Genomic DNA, 19,200 nt, shown 5'->3' with positions numbered 1-19,200 from the left:
TCTTTTCTGATCGACATGCGGAGTCCACCTTGCGTCTGTTCCACACCTCCGACTGGCACCTTGGGCAAAACCTGCATGGCCAGGAGCGCGATTTCGAGCACGCCTGTTTTCTAGAATGGCTGCTGCGCCAACTGCAACTGGCGCAGCCGGATGTGCTGCTGATTGCCGGGGACATCTTCGACACGGTCAATCCGCCGGTCAAAGCTCAGGAACGCCTCTACGATTTCATCGTCAGCGCCCACGAACAGCAGCCGCTGCTGACCATCGTGATGATCGCCGGCAACCACGATTCCGGCTCGCGGATCGAACTGCCTGCGCCGCTGATGCGCCGTTTGCGCACCCATGCGCTGGGACGGGTGTTGTGGCTGGATGACGGCCAACTCGATGCCGAGCGTTTGTTGCTGCCGCTGCCGAATGCCCAAGGGGAAATTGCGGCGTGGTGCCTGGCGTTGCCGTTTCTGCGCCCGGCGGAAGTCACCGGCGCGCATCTGGGCGACAACTATTTGCGTGGCATCGGTCAGGTGCACGAATGGCTGATCGAAGCCGCCAATGCCAAGCGCCAACCCGGTCAGGCGCTTATCGCCATCAGTCACGCGCACATGGCCGGCGGCTCGGTGTCGGAAGACTCCGAGCGCAGCCTGATCATTGGCAACGCCGAAGCCCTGCCCGCCAGTCTGTTCGGGCCGAGCATCAGCTATGTCGCCCTCGGCCATTTGCACAAGCCGCAGAAGGTCAATGGTGAAGAGCGCATTCGCTACAGCGGTTCGCCGATTCCGTTGTCGTTCTCGGAGATTGGCTATCAGCACCAGATTCTCGACGTCACCCTCGACGGCGAAACCCTGGTCAGCGTCGAGCCGAAACTGATCCCGCGCTCGGTCAATCTGCAACGCATCGGCCCGGCACCGTTGGCGGAGATTCTGCTGCAGCTGGCCGATCTGCCGAACATCGATCTGCTCGCTGAAACCCAGCGGCAACCGTGGCTGGAAGTGCGCGTAATCCTCGACGAGCCACAGCCGGATCTGCGCCATCAAGTCGAAAGCGCCCTGCAAGGCAAAGCCGTGCGCCTTGTGCGCATCGCCGCTGAATACGCCGGCAAGCGTGGCGCTGACGGCGAGGAGGATGGCACCGCGCTGATCGAACTCGACCAGCTCACCCCGCAAGAACTGTTCAGCCGCGCCTGGCTCGATAACTACGGCAGCGAGGTCGATGAGCAGACGCTGAAGGACTTCGCTGAACTGCTGCAGGACGTACAACTGGAGGGCGAGCAGCCATGAAAATTCTCGCCATTCGTTTGAAGAACCTCGCCTCGCTGGCGGGCCCGTTCGAAATCGATTTCACCGCTGAACCGCTGGCCAGTGCCGGTTTGTTCGCGATTACCGGCCCGACCGGCGCCGGTAAAAGCACCCTGCTTGACGCGTTGTGTCTGGCGCTGTTCGGCACTGTGCCGCGTCTGAACAACACCAGCCGCGATGCGAAAGTCCCTGACGCCGACGGCGAAATTGCCACTGGCGACCCGCGCACCCTGCTGCGGCGTGGCACCGGCGAAGGTTATGCCGAAGTGGATTTCGTCGGCGTCGATGGCCGTCGCTATCGGGCGCGCTGGGAAGCCAACCGCGCCCGCGAGAAGGCCGGCGGCAAGTTGCAGGCCAGTCGTCAGAGCCTGCGCGATATCGACCAGGATCAACTGCTCGCCAGCCAGAAAGGCGAATACAAAACTCAACTGGAAGCCGCGCTCGGCCTGAACTTCGAACAATTCACCCGCGCCGTGTTGCTGGCGCAGAGCGAGTTCAGCGCATTCCTGAAAGCCGACGACAACGACCGCAGCGAACTGCTGGAAAAACTCACCGACACGGCGCTGTATACCCGCCTCGGCCGCCGCGCCTTCGACAAGACCAAGGAGGCCCGCGAAGCGCACAAGCTGTTGCAGGATCAAGCCACCGGCGTCACGCCACTGGCGCCCGAAGCCCGGGCTGAACTGGACGAGCGCTTCAACGCCGCGCAACAGCAGTTGAAATTGCAGCAGGCGCAGCTCAAACAGCTTGAACAGCAACACGGCTGGCTCAAGGATTTGCGTGTGTTGCAGGATGCGCAGCAAGCCGCCGCCGAGCAACTGCACAGTGCCCAGCAGCAATCGGAGGGTCTGGCCGGCGAGCGGCTGAAACTGACGCGCCTGGAGCAGCTCGGCCCGCAGCGGCATCAGTTCGCCCGCAAAACGCAACTCGATGCGCTGCTGACGCCGTTGGCCGCGCAAATAGCCGCGCACACGCAGCAGTACGCCGAACTGACTGAGCGGCAGACGCAACTGGAACAAAATCTCGACGCGGCGAAAGTTGCGCTGAGCGAAGCGCAACAACGGCAAAGCGAAAACGCGCCGCTGTTGCGTCAGGCTTTTGAAGAACAAAGCACCCTCGCCCGCCTGGCCAAGGATGTCGCGCAAAGTGCCGAAGCCAGGCTCAATGTGCAGCAGGCTTGCAGCGAAGGCCAGAACGCCATTCAAGCCTTGCAGGAAAAACAGACCCAGGTCGCCGAACGCCTGCAACGCATTGCCGCCGAACTTGAGCAAAGCGCGCATCTGGCACCGTTGAGTGATGCATGGAATGCCTACCGCGATCGCCTGCAACAGCTGATGCTGATCGGCAATCGCTTGAACAAGGGTCAGGCGGAACTGGCGGGCCTCGAACAGAACGCTACGCGCAGCGCCGCAGAACTGACCACGCAGAAGCAGCAACTGGAAGTGCTGTTCAAAGAGGCCGGCGCCGAACCTGATGCGGTCGCCGAGCAGATCGGCATTCTCGGCACACTGCTGCAGGACAACCGCAAACAACTGCGCGCCTTCGAAGACCTGTCGCGCCTGTGGGCCACGCAACAGGATCTGGACCAGCACAGCGCCGAGTTGCAACAGCGTCAGCTCAGCGCCCAGCAGGAACGCGAACGTCTGACTCAGGACGGCGTGAAAAGCAAAGCCGATCTGGCTGTCGCCGAGCAAACCCTCAACGTCACCCGCGAACTGCTTGAGCGCCAGCGTCTGGCGCGCAGTGCCAGCGTCGAAGAGTTGCGTGCGCAGTTGCAGGACGATCAGCCGTGCCCGGTCTGTGGCAGCAGCGAACATCCATATCATCAACCGGAAGCACTGCTGCAAAGCCTCGGTCGCCACGATGAAAGCGAGCAGGCCAACGCCCAGCAGGTGGTTGATCAGCTCAAGGAAAAGCTCACAGAACTGCGCGCTGAAGTGGTTGGTGTCATCGCTCAACAGAAAGAACTGCTGCAACAGCAAGAACAACTGGCCGCCCGGCAGCAAGCATTGGCGCCAAGCCTCGACGCGCATCCGCTGGCCGCGCAGTTGTTCAATCAGGACGCCGACAAGCGCGATGCCTGGCTGTCCCGCCAGAACGATCAACTGAAGCAGAGCATCACCCAGGACGAACAACGCCAGAGCGCCCTGCTCACCCTGCAACAGGATGCCGCGCGTCTGACCCAGCAATTGCGTCAGGCCGAAACCGCGCATCAGCAGGCCGCGCAACACCTGAGCAATCAGCAGCGCGAGTTGAGCAGCGACCGCCAGCGTCTCGATGAAGAGCTGGCGGCGTTCGGCAATCTGCTGCCGGCCGATACCCTTGAAGCCCTGCGCCAGGAGCCGGCGGCAACGTTCATGCAGCTTGACCGGCAGATCACCGAGCGCTTGGCGCAAGTCGACCAGCAGAAGGAAGAGCAGGCCGAGCAGCAACAGCGGCAACAGACGCTGGAAAAAGAACAGGATCGCCAGCAAACCCGTACGCAGCAGTCGCTCAGCGCCGAACAGCAATTCACTGCGCTGACCGGGCAACAGCAAGCCTGCCAGCAGAAACTCGCACAATTGCTTGGCGAAAACAGCAGCGCCGAGCACTGGCAGCAGCAACTCGAGCAAGCGGTCGAACAGGCGCGCAACGCCGAAACCGGCACTGCGCAGGAACTGCAAAACGTGCGCACGCAGCTCGTGCAGATCGCCGCCGAACTCAAGGCGCAGCAAGAGCGTTTGCAGGCGCTGGAAATCGAAGAACAGGATCTTGCCGGCAAAATTGCCGACTGGCGCGCCCGCCATCCGGAGCTGGATGACGGTGGCCTCGAAGATCTGTTGCGGGTCGATGACGGGCAAGTTGCCGAGCTGCGCCAGCGCTTGCAGCACAACGAAAAAGCCATCGAACAAGCCAAGGTGTTGTTGCAGGAGCGTGATCGCCTGTTGCTCGATCATCAGGCGCAGCACAACGGCAATCTAGATGCCGAGCAACTGACCAGCGCCCTCGCCGACCTGCAAAACCAGTTCACCGTCAGCGAACAGCAATGCGCCGAATTGCGTGCCGAACAGGTCGAGGACCAACGTCGGCAAAACGCCAATCAGGCACTGGCGCAGCAGATCGCCTCGGCGTATGCCGAATATCAACGCTGGGCGCGACTCAGTGCCTTGATCGGCTCAGCCACCGGCGACACCTTCCGCAAGATCGCCCAGGCCTACAACCTCGACTTGCTGGTGCATCACGCCAACGTGCAACTGCGCCAACTGGTCAAACGCTATCGCCTGAAGCGCGGCGGCAGCATGCTCGGCTTGCTGGTGATGGACACCGAAATGGGTGACGAACTGCGCTCGGTGCATTCGTTGTCGGGCGGCGAGACGTTCCTGGTGTCTCTGGCCCTCGCACTGGGCTTGGCGTCGATGGCGTCGAGCACGTTGAAAATCGAATCGCTGTTTATCGATGAAGGCTTCGGCAGCCTCGACCCGGAATCCCTGCAACTGGCGATGGATGCGCTCGACGGCTTGCAGGCACAGGGCCGTAAGGTCGCTGTAATTTCCCACGTGCAGGAAATGCATGAACGGATTCCGGTGCAGATTCAGGTACAGCGTCAAGGCAACGGTTTGAGCACACTGGAGGTGAAATGAACACACTGTATTCCTTCCGCCGCTGCCCGTACGCGATGCGCGCGCGGATGGCACTCCGTTATGCGGGCGTGCCAGTGGAGATCGTTGAGGTCAGCCTCAAGGCCAAGCCTGCCGAGATGCTGGCGATCTCACCCAAGGGCACGGTGCCGGTGCTGGATGCCGGTGGGCGGGTGATTGACGAGAGTCTGGAGATCATGCGCTGGGCGTTGGCGCAGAATGATCCGGATGATTGGTTGCTCAAAGATGACCCAGGTGCGCAAGTCATCATGGACATGCTGATCAAGACCAACGATGAGGTTTTCAAAACATCGCTGAACCACTACAAATACGCCGAGCGCTATCCCGAAGAGCCGATGGAGGTCTACCGGATGCAATGCTCAATGATTGCGCATCATCTGGATCTGACGCTGGGTGAATACGACTACCTGTTGGCTGACCATCCTTGCCTGGCCGATATCGCCCTGCTGCCGTTCGTACGGCAGTTTGCGCATGTTGATCGTGAGTGGTTTGCGCAGACGCCGTATCCGCGATTGCAGGCCTGGTTGCAGCGCTTCCTCGAATCCGAGCTCTTTACCGCAGTCATGAAAAAGTAACCCTTACCTTCCTGCTCTGATCGTTCCCCACGCTCTGCGTGGGAATGCCTCAAGGGACGCTCTGCGTTCCAATCGGACGCGGAGCGTCCGGGGCTGCATTCCCACGCGGAGCGTGGGAACGATCAAGAAGTAAGCGCTTTACGCCAACGCGTTGCACATGCCGAGCGCCATGCAATCCACTTCGAACGGGCCAAGAAAGTCCGCCGAGACTTTTACCGGCGGATTGCCGGTCATCAGCCCCAGGGTATTCGCCCGTTCGATGTTGTGCGCGATGCTGTGATTGGCCTCTATGGCCCGGGCCAATGCGCCTACCGAGCCTTGGCCTATTCCCAGTAATGAAGCGCCGTTGGTCATGATCGCCAGACTGGCAATGACCCAAAGTCTGTAGCCTTTCATGCTCCGCCGACTCCCGCGAGTTCGGCCCGGTCGACCATCACGCTTTGCGAGCGGACTTCGAACTGGATGCCAGGATGGGCGACTTCAATCGGTGCGTCGAAGCTGTGTTCCATCTGCGAGGCGATGCTGACGACCAACACCACAGCCAGGTAAAGACCAATGGCCAGGTAGGCGCCGCGTTTGGCTGAATGAATGATTGCGCTGGCCATGGTGTTCACCCGTGGGCATGTTTCGATGCCCACAGAATCGATCAAAAAAGCCGTGGCAACCACTCAGGGTTTGCCATAGTAAACATCAGCTTCGTTGATTATTTAGCCAGTCTATTTGCGGGTTTGAAGAAAGCTATCGTGAGGTGAAAAACACACGGACAGGAGCTGTCGAAGGCTGCGATCTGATCGTTCCCATGCTCCGCGTGGGAATGCCTCTTGGGACGCTCTGCGTCCAGTGACGCGGAGCGTCACGGGCTGCGTTCCCACGCGGAGCGTGGGAACGATCCCAAGGGCAAGATCAAAAGATCGCAGCCTTCGGCAGCTCCTACAGGGAGTTGTGCAGAATGGGCATTTCAGTGTTGAGCTTTGTGATCCAGGGCGGCATAGAAGTTGGCGCTCTGTTGCAGGTATTTTTGGGTATAGCTCTGGGTGTGGGATTTTTTGCTGTTGATTTCAACGTTGGCACTGGCTGGCAGCACAACGGTGGCGGAGATGGCGGAAGCGGCAATCACGGAGAAGAGATTGAAGTTCATGGTGGTAACCCTCGTGTTCGGTTGGCTTGTTTGCCCGGTTGGGCCGTGAAGCAAACTTAACGCTCGAGGGTCGATCGCTTGAAATGCTTTGTAGCATTACCGGATATCAGCGCGATTAATACAAAGAGACAGGCCCCGTAAACCGGGGCCTGTGGCTTATTGTCGCACTAGAAACTTGAGGTCGCTCGGTGCGTCCATCGGCAGTTTCTGCACGGTTTTGCCGAGCAGGCCGGTTTTGCCATCGCGCTCGACGACGACAATCTCGTTGCTCTTCTGGTTGGCGATCAACAGGAATTTTCCGCTTGGATCGAGGCTGAATTCGCGCGGATGATCGCCTTCCACCGAACGCTTTTGCAGCTCTTTGAGCTGGCCGCTCGCCGGATCAATCGCAAACACCATCAGTTGATTGGCAGTGCCACGGTTGCTGACGTAGAGGAACTTGCCATCCGCCGAGGCGTGCAACGCGGCCCCGGCCTTGTCCGAGGTCGGCTGACCGGCGGCCAGATCGACCAGTTGCGTCTGGGTCAGCACGCCGTCGTTGTAGTCGAACACCGCGACCTGCGCGCTCATTTCCATGGTCAGCCAGGCGTGTTTGCCGTCAGCGCTGAACAGCAGATGACGCGGGCCGCTGCCGGCTGGCAACGCCACGGAAGCGGTTTTCGCCGGGGTCAGCGGCAAGTCCGGATTGGCTTTCGGGTCGAATTGGTAGATGAAGACTTTGTCCGCGCCCAGGTCGTTGGAGAACACATAGCGACCGTCCGGCGAAGAGACCGTCGAGTGTACGTGATTCGAGGCCTGGCGCTCAGGATTGACCCGGCTGGCCGGGTGCGCGCTCATCTGCACAACGGGCTTGAGTTTGCCGTCGGCACCGACCGGCAATACTGCCAGCGTTCCACCCGGATCTTCCATCACCGAATAGTTGCTGACGAACAAGTGGCTGGCGTCAGCGCTGAGGCTCGAATGGGTCGGCTCGTTGCCCAGGCTCTGCACCTGATTGATCAGGGTCAACGTGTGGGTTTTCGGATCGATCGAATAACTGCTGACACGGCCGACCGGGTCTTTCTGGCCGGGGCCGTTTTCATTGACCACGAACAGACGATGCTGATCCTTGGACAGGGTCAGCCACGACGGATTTTCACTCTTGACCACTTGCAGCGGCTTGGCGGCGATCTGGCCGGTAGCGCTGTCGAAGTTCATGCGATAGAGACCCTGGCTGGTGTTGGCGGTGTAGGAACCGACCAGCAATTGGAAGCTTTCTGCAGATGCAGTGGACAGGCCCATCGCACTGACGCTGCCGGCCATCAGCAGCGGCCAGAATTTACGCATTTTCATCAGTGTCATCCTCGTCATCGCTGCTGCTGACTACATCGCCATGACAAACCAAGCGGTGTTCGCCGATCGCTTTGGTTTCATTGAAATAGCCGACAATCAACCAGCTCTGCAAAGAGTCGTCGAAGGTTGCCGCGGCAACCTGAGCCGGAGTGAACTCCCAATGCTTGGCCGCTCGGCCGTCGATGCACTCGATGTGCAGGTTGTCGTCTTCGTCGAGGGCGAATTCGAAGGCATGCAGGCCGTCGATTTCGACCATGCCGCAGTGTTCGAGGGCGTTGAGAAGGGTTTGGGCAGTCATGGCAAACAGTCTTTCTAGGGGGGAAAGGGCCAATGATAGCTCAATGTGATCCAGAGGCCTTATGGGAACCCTTGTGGGAGCGAGCCTGCTCGCGAATGCGGTGTGTCAGGCCATGAAAGGCTGACTGAAAGAATGCATTCGCGAGCAAGCTCGCTCCCACAGGAGGTATTGGCTGTCAGTTACAACGCGTCGCGCGAGGGCTTGCCATCAACCAGGCGCTGGATGCGTAGCGGATTGGCGTTTTTCAGCGGCTCCGGCAGCAAGCTGTCCGGGTAGTTCTGGAAGCATACCGGGCGCAGGAAGCGATCGATGGCCAGCGTCCCCACCGAGGTGCCACGAGCATCGGACGTCGCCGGATACGGCCCGCCGTGCACCATCGAATCACACACTTCGACACCGGTCGGATAGCCGTTAAGCAAGATCCGCCCGACCTTCTGTTCCAGCAACGGCGTCAGCTCAGGGAAACGCTCGAAGTCCGCCTGCTCGCCAATGATCGTCGCGGTGAGTTGCCCGTGCAGACCGTTCAACGCGGCGCTGAGTTGCGCCTTGTCCGCCACTTCGACGATCACCGTGGTCGGGCCGAACACTTCTTCCTGCAACACTTCATCGCCATCGATCAACAGACTGGCGTCAGCCTTGAACAACTGCGGCTGCGCCTGATTGCCCTGCTGCGGATTACCCGCCAGATGCTCAATGCCGGAATGCGCCAACAGCTTCTGCAAGCCTTTGCCGTAGCTGCCGAGGGTGCCGGCGTTGAGCATGGTTTGCGCGGGTTGATCGCCGATTAATCCGGCGACCTGCTGCACGAACGCGCTGAACTGCGGCGAACGGATGCCGATCACCAGACCGGGATTGGTACAGAACTGGCCGCAACCTTGCACCACCGAAGCGGTCAGGTCGCGAGCAACCGTTTCCGCACGAGCCGCCAAAGCCTGAGGCAAAACGATCACCGGGTTGATGCTCGACATCTCGGCGAACACCGGGATCGGTTGCGGGCGTGCAGCGGCCATGTCGCACAGTGCCCGACCGCCCTTGAGCGAACCGGTGAAACCTACGGCCTGAATGGCCGGGTGTTTGACCAGCCACTCACCGACGCCACCGCCGTAGATCATGTTGAACACGCCGGCCGGCATCGCGGTTTTTTCGGCGGCACGGATCACTGCATCGGCGACCATTTCAGCCGTGGCCATGTGACCGCTGTGAGCCTTGAACACCACCGGGCAACCGGCGGCCAGCGCCGAAGCGGTGTCGCCGCCAGCGGTGGAAAAGGCCAGTGGGAAGTTGCTCGCACCGAACACGGCCACAGGACCGAGACCAATGCGGTATTGACGCAAATCCGGGCGCGGCAACGGCTGGCGATCCGGCAGTGGTAAATCAATGCGTGCCCCGTAGAAATCGCCACGGCGCAACACTTTGGCGAACAACCTCATTTGCCCGCTGGTACGCCCGCGTTCGCCTTGAATCCGTCCGGCAGGCAGCGCGGTTTCGCGGCAGACCACGGCAACGAAATCATCACCGAGGGCATCGAGTTCATCGGCTATCGCGTCGAGAAACTGTGCGCGGCGTTCGGCGCTGAGGCTGCGATACGCCGGGTACGCGGCAGCGGCGGCTTTGGCGGCGGCGTCGACTTCTTCAACCGTGGCCTGAATGAAATCGTGCGGCAACTGTTCGCCCGTCGTGGCATCAACGGATTGCAGTTTGACGTTGCCAGCGGCGCTGCGCTGACCGCCGATGTAGTTGTGACCGAGAATCTGAGTCATGGGATCTCCTTAAAGGGTGCCGATGCTGTCCGGTTCAAAAGCCGCTGCGATCGGCACGATGCCGTTGACCAGCGGTGCGCCGAATTCGGCCTGGCTGATTTCGAACAGATCGCCCGGTTGCGTGCGAATGCCATCGGCGAACGACAGGGTCGCGGTGCCGAAGAAGTGAATGTGCACGTCGCCCGGACGCAGGAACTGGCGGTATTTGAAGTGGTGGTATTCGAGGTTGGCGAGACTGTGGCACATGTTCGCCTCGCCACTGAGAAACTCGTTCTGCCAGAGCACTTCGCCGTCACGCAGGATTCGGCTGGTGCCGGCAAGGTGTTGAGGCAATTCACCGGTGCGAAGTTCCGGGCCATAACTGCAATTGCGCAATTTCGAGTGCGCGAGGTACAGGTAGTTCTTGCGCTCCATCACGTGATCGGAGAACTCGTTGCCCACCGCGAAACCGAGGCGATAAGGCTTGCCGTCGTTGCCGATCACGTAGAGGCCGGCCATCTCCGGTTCTTCGCCGGCATCTTCGGCAAACGGCGGCACCGGGAAAGGTTGGCCGGGGCGAACGACGATGCTGCCATCGCCTTTGTAGAACCATTCCGGTTGCACACCGGCCTGCCCCGCCGCCGGTTTGCCGCCCTCCACGCCCCATTTGAAAATGCGCATGGTGTCGGTCATCGTCGCTTCGTCGCCGGCCTGCTGGTGCATTTTGTCGCGCGCCGAAGCGCTGCCCAAGTGGGTCAGACCGGTGCCGCTGACCAGCATGTGTGCCGGGTCCGGGTGGTCGAGTGGCGGCAGGATGCGCAGTTGCGCGAGCAGTTCGGCGTAATCGTGGCTGATGCCGAGGCCGAGGGTTTGCACTTGCTGTTCCAGGGTGCTGCCGGCCTCGATCGCGGCCAGGGCCAGATCGCGCACGCTGCGCGCGTCCTGCACTTCGCGCACCAGCCCGTTGTCGACCACGCCGACGCGGCGCTCGCCGTTGCTTAATTCGAATTGAACCAGATGCATGATTTCTCCTATTCCCTCAAAAACACCGCCTATCCCCTGTGGGAGCGAGCTTGCTCGCGAAGGCGGTGTGTCAGTCGCCAACAATGTTGAATGTGATGGCCTCTTCGCGAGCAAGCTCGCTCCCACATGGGGTCAGTGTTAGTCAGTCAGGTGCGGGTTGCGCCTCTGGCGCTGGCGGCGAACTGGTCAACCGGCAGCACGTGTTTGCGCTCCAGCACGCGGTAGACGATTCCGGTCAGAATCAAGCCGAACACCATCACCCCGGAAAGGAAGTACAGACCTGAAGCCAGATTGCCGGTGTATTCCTTCAACGCCCCGATCACAAACGGCCCGATGTACCCGCCGAGATTGCCCACCGAGTTGATCAGCGCAATCCCCGCCGCCGCACTCGCGCCGGCAAAGAACCGTCCCGGCAAGGTCCAGAACACCGCCGTGCAGGAAAACAGCGCAAACGCCACCAGACACAGCGCCGCCAGTTGCGCGACCGGCAACGACAGCCATGCGCTCAGGAACAGGCCAATCGCGCCCAGCACATACAAAACGGCGAGATGCCCGTAGCGATCATTCAAGCGATCGGAGCTGCGCGGCACGATCAACAGACCGATGATCCCAAAGATGTACGGCACCGACGACACGAAACCGGTGACCAGATCGCTGCCGCCAAACTGTTTGATCAGCGTCGGTAACCATAGACCGAGGCCATAAATGCTCAACGTCACCGGCAGATAGAACAGCGCCAGCAGCAACACGCGTTTGTCTTTCAGCGCGTGCAGCGGATTGCCGTGACGGGTCTGGCCGTATTCCTGCAGATCCTTTTTCAGCTCGCCGGTCAGCCAGTCTTTTTCCGCCTGATCCATCCATTTCACTTGCTGCGGGCCGTCCGGCAACCAGCGCAATACCGGCCAGGTCAGCAGGATCGCCGGGGTGCCGATCACGATAAACAGCCACTGCCAGCCGTGCAGACCGAGAACGCCGTCCATGCCGAGCAAACCGCCGGACACCGGGCCGGTGATCATCATCGCGATAGGCTGGGAAAGAATGAACAACCCGAGGATCTTGCCGCGATGGCGCACTGGAAACCATTGGGTGATGTAGTAGAGAACGCCGGGGAAGAACCCCGCCTCGGCCGCGCCGAGCAGAAAGCGCATCACGTAGAAACTGTGCGGGCCTTGCACGAAGGCCATGCCGATGGTGATGGCGCCCCAGGTGATCATGATCCGCGCGAACCAGCGCCGCGCGCCGAAGCGTTCGAGCATCAGGTTGCTGGGGATTTCGAGGAGGAAGTAACCAATGAAGAACAGCCCGGCGCCGAGGCCGTAAGCCGCATCGCCGATGCCGATGTCGGCGCCCATGTGCAGCTTGGCGAAGCCGACGGCGGAGCGATCCACATAGGCGATCAGGTACAGCAGGATCAGGAAGGGAATCAGTTTCAACGTAATGCGCCGTATCAGCCGCAGTTCCTGGCTCATGAGATCGGTCTCCGATTGTTGTTTTTATAGAACCTCGGGGGACGCCTCTCGCGGCAAACCGTCAGGGCCATCCCTCCGTCGAAAACGACTATATAGTAATACTAATTCACCAACAACACTTCCAAACCTAGGATTTTGCGCTTAGATTAAGCCGTAGCTGGAACACTATAGTCATACAATAAGAGAATCGATCATGTCTGAGAAGAAACCCACCCTGCGCTCCGCCCAATGGTTTGGCACGGCCGACAAGAACGGCTTCATGTACCGCAGCTGGATGAAGAATCAGGGCATCGCCGACCACCAGTTCCACGGCAAGCCGATCATCGGCATCTGCAACACCTGGTCGGAACTGACCCCGTGCAACGCGCACTTCCGCCAGATTGCGGAGCACGTCAAACGCGGGGTGATCGAGGCTGGCGGTTTTCCAGTGGAATTCCCGGTGTTCTCCAATGGCGAATCGAACCTGCGCCCGACCGCCATGCTCACCCGCAACCTGGCGAGCATGGACGTTGAAGAAGCGATTCGCGGCAACCCGATCGACGGCGTCGTGCTGCTGACCGGTTGCGACAAAACCACCCCGGCGCTGCTGATGGGCGCAGCCAGTTGTGACGTGCCGGCCATCGTCGTCACCGGCGGGCCGATGCTCAACGGCAAGCACAAAGGCAAGGACATCGGTTCCGGCACCGTGGTCTGGCAGCTCAGCGAGCAGGTCAAGGCTGGCACCATCACCATCGACGATTTCCTTGCAGCCGAGGGCGGCATGTCGCGCTCGGCGGGCACCTGCAACACCATGGGCACCGCATCGACGATGGCCTGCATGGCTGAAGCGCTCGGCACTTCCCTGCCGCACAACGCGGCGATTCCGGCGGTGGACGCGCGGCGTTATGTGTTGGCGCACATGTCCGGTATGCGTGCGGTGGAGATGGTTCGCGAAGACCTTCGTCTGTCGAAGATCCTCACCAAAGAAGCTTTCGAAAACGCTATCCGTGTCAACGCTGCCATCGGTGGTTCGACCAACGCGGTCATTCACTTGAAAGCCATCGCCGGGCGCATCGGCGTCGAGCTGGATCTGGATGACTGGACCCGTATCGGTCGTGGCATGCCAACCATTGTCGACCTGCAACCGTCGGGACGTTTCCTGATGGAAGAGTTTTATTACGCCGGCGGTTTGCCAGCGGTGCTGCGCCGTCTCGGTGAGGCCAATCTGATTCCAAACCCGAATGCGCTGACAGTGAACGGCAAGTCCATCGGCGAGAACACCAAGGACGCGCCGATCTATGGCGAAGACGAGGTGATCCGCACGCTCGACAATCCGATTCGTGCTGACGGTGGCATCTGCGTATTGCGCGGCAATCTGGCGCCACTCGGTGCGGTGCTCAAACCGTCCGCCGCCACACCGGAGCTGATGCAGCATCGTGGGCGTGCGGTGGTGTTCGAGAACTTCGACATGTACAAGGCGCGGATCAACGATCCGGAGCTGGATGTCGATAAGGATTCGATTCTGGTAATGAAAAACTGCGGGCCGAAGGGTTATCCGGGCATGGCCGAAGTCGGCAACATGGGCTTGCCGGCCAAGCTGTTGGCCCAGGGTGTGACCGACATGGTGCGGATTTCCGATGCGCGGATGAGCGGCACCGCGTACGGCACCGTGGTTTTGCACGTGGCACCTGAAGCGGCGGCTGGCGGGCCTTTGGCGACGGTGCAGGAAGGCGACTGGATCGAGCTGGATTGCGCCACCGGGCGTCTGCACCTGGATATTCCGGATGCTGAGCTGGCGGCGCGCATGGCCGATCTGCAGCCGCCGCAGCAGTTGTTGGTGGGCGGCTATCGCCAGCTGTACATCGACCATGTGCTGCAGGCGGATCAGGGTTGCGACTTTGACTTCCTGGTCGGCTGCCGAGGCGCTGAAGTGCCGCGCCATTCCCACTAACAGCGCAATTCTCCTGTGGGAGCGAGCCTGCTCGCGAAGAGGGAGTGTCAGTCGACATCTATTTGACTGATATGCCGCCTTCGCGAGCAGGCTCGCTCCCACATTTGGCTTGTGTGTCTGCCTCAAGATTGTCTGGTGCCTGCTATGATGCGCGGCATCTCCATCGCTCAGGATCGCGCCGTTCCCCATGGATTACCGCAAACCCTCCGACCGTAAAAGCATGCACTCGCGCATCGTCCAGGAACTGGGCATGCAGATCGTCTCCGGACGCTTCAAGCCCGACGACAAACTGCCCGCCGAAGCCCTGCTCTGCGAGGAGTATGCGGTCAGCCGGCCGGTGTTGCGCGAAGCCACGCGAGTGTTGGTGGCCAAGGGTCTGGTGTATTCCAAGCCACGCGTGGGTACGGTGGTCAAGGCTCGGCGCGAATGGCACATGCTCGACCCGGACGTACTGCACTGGCTGATGCAAAGCAGCCCGCAGAATGAGTTTTTCAATGTGCTGACCAGTGTGCGCAGCATTATCGAACCCGCCGCTGCCGCCCTCGCCGCTCAACATGCGACCGAAACTGAAATTGCGTCTATCGGTGAGGCTTACCAACGGATGGAAGCCGCGCCGACACCAGAAGCATTGCTGCAACCGGATCTGGACTTTCATAGCCGGATTGCCGATGCGACGCACAATGATTTGCTGGCGAATCTGTGCAACATGTTGTCGGTGGCGATTGCCGAGGCGTTGAAGCATTCGAATCAGCGGCCGAATCTGCATGAATTGGCGCTGCCTCGGCATAAGGCGATTTTGACGGCGATTGAGAATCGTGATGCCCTGGGGGCTCGGCATGCGACGTTGGTGCAGTTGGATGATGCGCGTAGTGCGTTGAGTGTTGTGCTTGGCGCTGAACTTACTTAACGCTTGAGATCTTCTGCCCTCACCCTAGCCCTCTCCCAGAGGTAGAGGGGACTGACCGAGTTGTGCTTCGTCATACATCGACCTGAAAAACCGAGTCGATTATGGATTCACAGCAAACCGTTCAAGTCGGCGTAAATCTCCAATCTCCCCCAATCAGTCCCCTCTCCCTCTGGGAGAGGGCTAGGGTGAGGGGCTCTTGATCCCAGCCCACAAAAAAAGCCGCAACCCTAAGGTTGCGGCTTTGTCGTTTCAGGCTTTCAGATCAGTGGGCAAACAACGAATTACCCTTCTGCCCCGCCAGCTTCTCCGGTTTGATCAGGAACTTCGCCAGTGCCGGCAACAGCCACAGCGCACCGAACATGTTCCACAGCAGCATGAAGGTCAGCATCAGGCCCATGTCGGCCTGGAACTTGATCGCCGAGAAGATCCAGGTGCACACGCCAATCGCCAGGCACAGGCCGGTGAACAGCACCGCTTTACCGGTGGATTTCAGCGTCTGGTAATAGGCTTCCTGCAACGGCAGCCCGGCACGCAGGAAACTTTCCAGACGGCTGTAGATGTAGATGCCGTAGTCGACACCAATCCCCACACCCAGCGCCACCACCGGCAAGGTCGCAACCTTCACGCCGATGCCCATGAACGCCATCAGCGCGTTGCCGAGTACCGAGGTCAGCACCAGCGGCAGGACGATGCACAAGGTCGCCGCCCACGAACGGAAGGTGATCATGCACATCACCGCCACGCAGATGTACACCAGAATCAGGATGGTCAGCTCGGCCTGCTTGATGACTTCGTTGGTGGCCGCTTCGATCCCGGCGTTACCGGCGGCGAGGATGAATTCCAGGCCGTCCTTGTTATTCTCCTTGGCGAATTCCTGCACGGCAGCCACTGCACGATCCAGGGTTTCAGCCTTGTGATCGTTGAGGAACACCAGCACCGGCGCCAGCGAGCAACTGTTGTTGTACAGACCGTCGGCGCGGGCAATCGAGTTGTTCAGTACGTCCGGGTTGCGCGACAGGGTTTCCCATTTCAGGTTGCCCTCGTTCATGCCCTTGATCATCTGCTTGGACACGGTCACCAACGAGATCGCCGACTGCACGCCCTCGGTGTTCTGCATCTTCCACATCAACTGATCGATCGGCGCCATGGCTTCATAACGCGAGCAGCCTTCGGCTTTGGTCTTGACCATCACCACCAGTACGTCAGAGCTGGTGGAGTAATTGCTGATAATGAAGTTGTTGTCCTTGTTGTAGCGCGAGTCCGGACGCAGTTCCGGTGCGCCCTGGTCGAGGTCACCGATTTTCAGGTTCTGGCTGTACCAGAGGCCGCCACCGAAGGCGATCAGCGCCAGCAGCACCGAGATGCGCGCGACTTTCGGATTGGCGAAATTCGACAGCAAGCGCCAGAACGGATGCTCGCGGTTTGCGTCCTTCTTGCTCTTGGCGATCGCCCGCTTGCTAATGCCGACATAGGAAATCGCCACCGGCAGCAGGATCAGGTTGGTGAACACGATCACCGCCACGCCGATCGACGCGCCGATGGCCAGTTCACGGATTACGCCGATATCGATGATCAACAGGGTGATGAAGCCCACCGCGTCCGCGAGAATCGCGATCATCCCCGGCAGGAACAGTTGCCGGAAGGTGCGCCGCGCTGCGGTCAGCGCGTTGTCGGCCTCGCTGGATTGCAGGGCGATGCCGTTGATCTTCTGCACGCCGTGGGAAATACCGATGGCGAAAATCAGGAACGGCACCAGCATCGAATATGGATCGAGCCCGAAGCCGAAAAAGTGCATCAAGCCAAGCTGCCAGACCACCGCCACCAGCGTCGTACTCAACACGGCAATGGTGCTGCGCACGCAGTTGGTGAACCACAACAGAAGGATCAGGGTGATGACGAAAGCGATGCCGAAGAACAGCACCACCATCACCAGACCGTCGATCAGGTCGCCGACCTTTTTGGCGAAGCCGACGATGTGAATCTTGACGTTGGGGTTCTGCGCTTCGAACTTGTTGCGGATCTTGTCTTCGAGTTCATGGGAGAACTTGCGATAGTCCAGCGCGAGCAACTTGCCCTGGTCTTCCGGGTCCGGGTAGGACTCCAGCAGCGGGATGTCGACGATGCTCGACTTGAAGTCGTTGGCCACCAGACGCCCGACCTGGCCGGACTTGAGTACGTTGTTGCGCAGCAGATCGAGGCTGTCCTGCGAGCCGTTGTAGCTCTGCGGGATCACTTCACCGCCAGCGAAACCCTCTTCGGTGACTTCGGTCCAGCGTACGCTCGGGCTCCACAGCGATTTCAGCCCGGAGCGGTCAACGCCGGAGATGTAGAACACCTCGTCGTTGATCTGCCGCAGGGTCTCCATGTACTCCTTGGAGAAGATGTCGCCGTCCTTCGCCTCCACGGAAATGCGCACGGTGTTACCGAGGTTCGCCAGATCGTTGCGGTGCTCCATCATCTTCTCGATGAACGGATGCTTGAGCGGGATCATTTTTTCGAAACTGGTCGACGGCCGGATCAGCGTGGCCTGCCAGAACAGGAAAATGCTCACCACCAGACAGATCAGAATCACGGCCGGGCGGTTGTTGAAGATCAGGCGTTCAAGAAACGTCGCCTTGTCCTGCTGAGGAGTGATCAAGGAAGTCATAGCCCCGCCTTCTTGTTATTAACTTCGGCGCCGTTTGGCTGAGTGGTATGAACGCCACCCTGCCCGGTCAGAATCAGGTTGCCGTCGCCGGCAGCGGTGACGGAAGACAGCGAGATGCGGTCCGGACGGTTGAACACGCTGAAGGTCTCGCCGTTGTCGCTGCTGCTGATCACCGAACCGCCGTTGCCGACGATGACGATCGAGCCGTCTTCGAGCAGTGTGGCGCCGGACAGACCGAACTCCAGTGCACCGCGCGCGGCTTTCAGTTCGACTTGCTCCCAGGTGCTACCGAAGTCGGTGGAGCGGTAGAGGTTGCCGCGCAAGCCGTAGGCCAGCAGGGTCTGCGGTTGAGCCGTGCCGATCACGCCGAACAGCGAGCCTTCGTACGGGCCTTCGAGCTTTTCCCAGGTCTGGCCGTCGTCGGCGGAGCGGAACATGCTGCCAGACTCGCCGACGATGAACAGCCCGGCGTCCTTCACCGACGCGATGGCGTTGAGGTGGAACTGGTCTTCGTTGTCGAGGCGGTCGCTGACGTCTTCCCAGTTTTTGCCGCCGTCGGTGGTTTCCAGTAACGCGCCGTATGCGCCCACAGCGAGGCCGCTGTTGACGTCCTTGAACCAGACGTCGAGCAGCGGCGATTCACGTTTGAGGTCTTCGAATTGTTTGGTCCAGGTCAGACCGCCGTCTGCGCTGGCGAGGATTTGCGCATCGTGCCCGACGGCCCAGCCGTGCTGGTCGTCGACAAAATACACAGCGGTCAGCAATTGCCGGCTCGGCACCTTGGCTTGAATCCAGGTTTTGCCCTGGTCATCGGAATAGAGAATGTGCCCGCGATCCCCGACCGCGACCAGACGCGCGCCGGCGTGGACGACGTCGAGAATCAGGCTTTTCGCGGCTTTGGCGGATTCAGTGGCATAGACCACGTCGGCTGGCGCCTCGGCGGCCATCACAGGCGCCGATAACGTGGCAAAGCCCAGCAGAGAGAGAGCTGTGGCCAGCAACGCGGTGTTGCGTAACGCCGGCGGGCGGCAACGACTCATAGACCTTCCCCTATTTATTATTGTTAGGCCATTGGGCCTTCAAGGGCGCCGCAAGTGTGCTCCGCTGATGGCTGCTCAGGAGCATAGTCCTGAAACCCGCAATCCAGAGCCACTTCGGAAGCTGGCTCATCCTATCGGGCTTTGGAAACGTCTGACAATCGGCGCCACGTTA

Annotated in this window: 15 protein-coding genes; 5 read left to right on the top strand and 10 right to left on the bottom strand. The window is 60.3% G+C overall.

Annotation, left to right across the window (positions count from 1 at the left end; genetic code table 11):
* Nucleotides 1-29 precede the first annotated feature (29 nt).
* Genes ACZZ0G_RS24235 through ACZZ0G_RS24225 form a run of 3 tightly spaced genes read left to right on the top strand, consistent with a single transcriptional unit; the run spans nucleotide 30 to nucleotide 5,505 of the window.
* Nucleotides 30-1,274: an exonuclease SbcCD subunit D C-terminal domain-containing protein gene (locus tag ACZZ0G_RS24235; protein WP_463557816.1), complete on the top strand. Its 1,245-nt coding sequence runs from the start codon at nucleotides 30-32 to the stop codon at nucleotides 1,272-1,274.
* Nucleotides 1,271-4,912, top strand: a complete 3,642-nt coding sequence (locus tag ACZZ0G_RS24230; protein WP_463557815.1) for an SbcC/MukB-like Walker B domain-containing protein — start codon at nucleotides 1,271-1,273, stop codon at nucleotides 4,910-4,912. Before ACZZ0G_RS24235 ends, ACZZ0G_RS24230 begins: the two co-directional genes overlap by 4 nt.
* A complete protein-coding gene (locus ACZZ0G_RS24225; RefSeq protein ID WP_463557814.1) occupies nucleotides 4,909-5,505 on the top strand; it encodes a glutathione S-transferase in 597 nt (198 codons plus the stop codon). The genes ACZZ0G_RS24230 and ACZZ0G_RS24225 overlap by 4 nt, the downstream gene beginning before the upstream one ends.
* Before the next feature lie 138 nt (nucleotides 5,506-5,643).
* Here ACZZ0G_RS24225 and ACZZ0G_RS24220 read toward each other — a convergent pair whose 3' ends face one another.
* The 8 genes from ACZZ0G_RS24220 to ACZZ0G_RS24185 all read right to left on the bottom strand — a co-directional run bounded on the left by ACZZ0G_RS24220 (nucleotide 5,644) and on the right by ACZZ0G_RS24185 (nucleotide 12,504).
* The gene (locus tag ACZZ0G_RS24220) at nucleotides 5,644-5,901 is read right to left on the bottom strand and encodes a hypothetical protein (protein WP_463557813.1); all 258 of its coding nucleotides are present in this window, start codon (nucleotides 5,899-5,901) and stop codon (nucleotides 5,644-5,646) included.
* Nucleotides 5,898-6,110 carry a hypothetical protein gene (locus ACZZ0G_RS24215; RefSeq protein ID WP_463396636.1) on the bottom strand — a complete coding sequence of 71 codons (213 nt, stop codon included), beginning with the start codon at nucleotides 6,108-6,110 and terminating at the stop codon, nucleotides 5,898-5,900. The genes ACZZ0G_RS24220 and ACZZ0G_RS24215 overlap by 4 nt, the downstream gene beginning before the upstream one ends.
* 353 nt (nucleotides 6,111-6,463) lie before the next feature.
* Nucleotides 6,464-6,643 (bottom strand): hypothetical protein, encoded by a 180-nt coding sequence (locus ACZZ0G_RS24210; RefSeq protein ID WP_007917967.1) that lies wholly within the window; start codon nucleotides 6,641-6,643, stop codon nucleotides 6,464-6,466.
* Nucleotides 6,644-6,799: 156 nt separating this feature from the next.
* Nucleotides 6,800-7,975 (bottom strand): lactonase family protein, encoded by a 1,176-nt coding sequence (locus ACZZ0G_RS24205; protein ID WP_463557812.1) that lies wholly within the window; start codon nucleotides 7,973-7,975, stop codon nucleotides 6,800-6,802.
* Nucleotides 7,962-8,273, bottom strand: a complete 312-nt coding sequence (locus ACZZ0G_RS24200) for a DUF5629 family protein (RefSeq protein WP_008088034.1) — start codon at nucleotides 8,271-8,273, stop codon at nucleotides 7,962-7,964. Before ACZZ0G_RS24200 ends, ACZZ0G_RS24205 begins: the two co-directional genes overlap by 14 nt.
* A 179-nt stretch (nucleotides 8,274-8,452) precedes the next feature.
* Nucleotides 8,453-10,033 (bottom strand): aldehyde dehydrogenase (NADP(+)), encoded by a 1,581-nt coding sequence (locus ACZZ0G_RS24195; protein WP_463557811.1) that lies wholly within the window; start codon nucleotides 10,031-10,033, stop codon nucleotides 8,453-8,455.
* 9 nt (nucleotides 10,034-10,042) lie between these two features.
* A complete protein-coding gene (araD1, locus tag ACZZ0G_RS24190; RefSeq protein WP_463557810.1) occupies nucleotides 10,043-11,035 on the bottom strand; it encodes an AraD1 family protein in 993 nt (330 codons plus the stop codon).
* A gap of 146 nt (nucleotides 11,036-11,181) precedes the next feature.
* Complete coding sequence (locus tag ACZZ0G_RS24185; protein WP_093437814.1) at nucleotides 11,182-12,504, bottom strand: MFS transporter; 1,323 nt, start codon at nucleotides 12,502-12,504, stop codon at nucleotides 11,182-11,184.
* 193 nt (nucleotides 12,505-12,697) lie between these two features.
* On the opposite strand from ACZZ0G_RS24185, the gene ACZZ0G_RS24180 reads away from it, so the two are divergent.
* Both ACZZ0G_RS24180 and ACZZ0G_RS24175 read left to right on the top strand, forming a co-directional pair.
* Nucleotides 12,698-14,434 (top strand): IlvD/Edd family dehydratase, encoded by a 1,737-nt coding sequence (locus ACZZ0G_RS24180; protein ID WP_463557809.1) that lies wholly within the window; start codon nucleotides 12,698-12,700, stop codon nucleotides 14,432-14,434.
* A gap of 187 nt (nucleotides 14,435-14,621) precedes the next feature.
* Nucleotides 14,622-15,341 carry a FadR/GntR family transcriptional regulator gene (locus tag ACZZ0G_RS24175; protein WP_463557808.1) on the top strand — a complete coding sequence of 240 codons (720 nt, stop codon included), beginning with the start codon at nucleotides 14,622-14,624 and terminating at the stop codon, nucleotides 15,339-15,341.
* Between the two features lie 262 nt (nucleotides 15,342-15,603).
* On the opposite strand, the gene ACZZ0G_RS24170 is transcribed toward ACZZ0G_RS24175, so the two are convergent.
* Nucleotides 15,604-17,988, bottom strand: coding sequence for an efflux RND transporter permease subunit (locus ACZZ0G_RS24170; protein WP_463557807.1), 2,385 nt, complete (start codon nucleotides 17,986-17,988; stop codon nucleotides 15,604-15,606).
* Nucleotides 17,985-19,028, bottom strand: a complete 1,044-nt coding sequence (locus ACZZ0G_RS24165; protein WP_463557806.1) for a WD40/YVTN/BNR-like repeat-containing protein — start codon at nucleotides 19,026-19,028, stop codon at nucleotides 17,985-17,987. Before ACZZ0G_RS24165 ends, ACZZ0G_RS24170 begins: the two co-directional genes overlap by 4 nt.
* Nucleotides 19,029-19,200: the final 172 nt, after the last annotated feature.

Source organism: Pseudomonas sp. AC169, assembly GCF_979258515.1.
The sequence above is the reverse complement of the archived record's forward strand: the minus strand, read 5'-3'. Positions and strand labels throughout refer to the sequence as shown.

Coding starts and splice junctions, on each gene's coding strand:
- ACZZ0G_RS24230 (WP_463557815.1), top strand. CDS start 1,271: ATGAAAATTCTCGCCATTCGTTTGAAGAACCTCGCCTCGCTGGCGGGC.
- ACZZ0G_RS24225 (WP_463557814.1), top strand. CDS start 4,909: ATGAACACACTGTATTCCTTCCGCCGCTGCCCGTACGCGATGCGCGCG.
- ACZZ0G_RS24220 (WP_463557813.1), bottom strand. CDS start 5,901: ATGAAAGGCTACAGACTTTGGGTCATTGCCAGTCTGGCGATCATGACC.
- ACZZ0G_RS24215 (WP_463396636.1), bottom strand. CDS start 6,110: ATGGCCAGCGCAATCATTCATTCAGCCAAACGCGGCGCCTACCTGGCC.
- ACZZ0G_RS24210 (WP_007917967.1), bottom strand. CDS start 6,643: ATGAACTTCAATCTCTTCTCCGTGATTGCCGCTTCCGCCATCTCCGCC.
- ACZZ0G_RS24205 (WP_463557812.1), bottom strand. CDS start 7,975: ATGAAAATGCGTAAATTCTGGCCGCTGCTGATGGCCGGCAGCGTCAGT.
- ACZZ0G_RS24200 (WP_008088034.1), bottom strand. CDS start 8,273: ATGACTGCCCAAACCCTTCTCAACGCCCTCGAACACTGCGGCATGGTC.
- ACZZ0G_RS24195 (WP_463557811.1), bottom strand. CDS start 10,033: ATGACTCAGATTCTCGGTCACAACTACATCGGCGGTCAGCGCAGCGCC.
- araD1 (WP_463557810.1), bottom strand. CDS start 11,035: ATGCATCTGGTTCAATTCGAATTAAGCAACGGCGAGCGCCGCGTCGGC.
- ACZZ0G_RS24185 (WP_093437814.1), bottom strand. CDS start 12,504: ATGAGCCAGGAACTGCGGCTGATACGGCGCATTACGTTGAAACTGATT.
- ACZZ0G_RS24180 (WP_463557809.1), top strand. CDS start 12,698: ATGTCTGAGAAGAAACCCACCCTGCGCTCCGCCCAATGGTTTGGCACG.
- ACZZ0G_RS24175 (WP_463557808.1), top strand. CDS start 14,622: ATGGATTACCGCAAACCCTCCGACCGTAAAAGCATGCACTCGCGCATC.
- ACZZ0G_RS24170 (WP_463557807.1), bottom strand. CDS start 17,988: ATGACTTCCTTGATCACTCCTCAGCAGGACAAGGCGACGTTTCTTGAA.
- ACZZ0G_RS24165 (WP_463557806.1), bottom strand. CDS start 19,028: ATGAGTCGTTGCCGCCCGCCGGCGTTACGCAACACCGCGTTGCTGGCC.